The 233-nt window shown below is 70.8% G+C and carries 1 protein-coding gene; it reads right to left on the bottom strand.

The features are described from left to right. The coding region (locus BN358_RS26570; protein WP_198018443.1) for a hypothetical protein at nucleotides 1-233 on the bottom strand (233 nt) is incomplete at both ends.

The following is a 233-nucleotide window of genomic DNA, read 5'->3' as shown; positions in this document are numbered from 1 at the left end:
GCCATGATGACCATGATCGGGGTGAACGCCACCCAACGGGCCCGGGCGTAGCCGACCCGGAACAGCACCGGCGTCTGGACGGCCAGGACCAGGGCGTTGATGGCGAGGCCCGCGGCCAGGACCAGGCCGGTCAGGCCGACGTCCAGCGGTTGTGCCTTGGCTGCGGCCGCAGCCACGGCCAGCAGGACGCCGACCGCAGCGAAGCTGACCTGGACTCCCAGCATGGTGAGGTA

It is taken from the genome of Sedimentibacter sp. B4 (assembly GCF_000309315.1).
In the GTDB taxonomy this organism is placed as follows: Bacteria; Bacillota; Clostridia; order Tissierellales; family Sedimentibacteraceae; genus Sedimentibacter; species Sedimentibacter saalensis.
The sequence above is the reverse complement of the archived record's forward strand: the minus strand, read 5'-3'. Positions and strand labels throughout refer to the sequence as shown.